General features: G+C 49.2%; 1 protein-coding gene. It reads left to right on the top strand.

The genetic code is table 11. The annotated features are described in order from the left end of the window. Nucleotides 1-583, top strand: a 583-nt coding sequence (locus ACTXGO_RS16595) for a helix-hairpin-helix domain-containing protein (RefSeq protein ID WP_443575208.1), incomplete at both ends; no start/stop codon positions are given.

Below are 583 nucleotides of genomic sequence, written 5' to 3'. Positions count from 1 at the left end.
ATAACGTTGATCTAGTGGCTATCGGTAATGGCACGGCAAGTCGCGAAACCGATGCGATGATTAAAGAGATCTTGGCTGCCAATACTGCTCTTAAAGCAAAAGCGGTCATCGTTAATGAATCAGGCGCCTCTGTCTATTCTGCAAGCGAGCTTGCTAGTGATGAGCTTGCCAATCTAGATGTATCCGTACGCGGAGCAGTCTCCATCGCGCGCCGCCTGCAAGATCCTTTATCAGAGCTGGTCAAAGTCGATCCAAAAGCCATTGGCGTCGGTCAATACCAGCATGATGTCAACCAAAACCAATTGGCTGATAGCTTAGACAAAGTCACGCAAGACAGCGTGAATGCCGTCGGTGTTGATGTCAATACAGCAAGCCCTGCTATCTTGGCACATATTGCTGGTTTGAATAAAAACGTCGCGCAGCAAATCGTCACTTATAGACGTGAGCATGGCGCATTTGCTACTCGGGACGCGCTCAAAGATGTGCCCCGTTTAGGGGTCAAAACCTTTGAGCAAGCTGCAGGGTTTTTGCGTATTCACGAGGGTAGCAATCCACTTGATGCCACAGGTGTTCATCCAGAGAG

This window comes from Psychrobacter sp. T6-1, from assembly GCF_052258445.1.
This window is presented reverse-complemented; position numbering and strand designations above follow the sequence as displayed.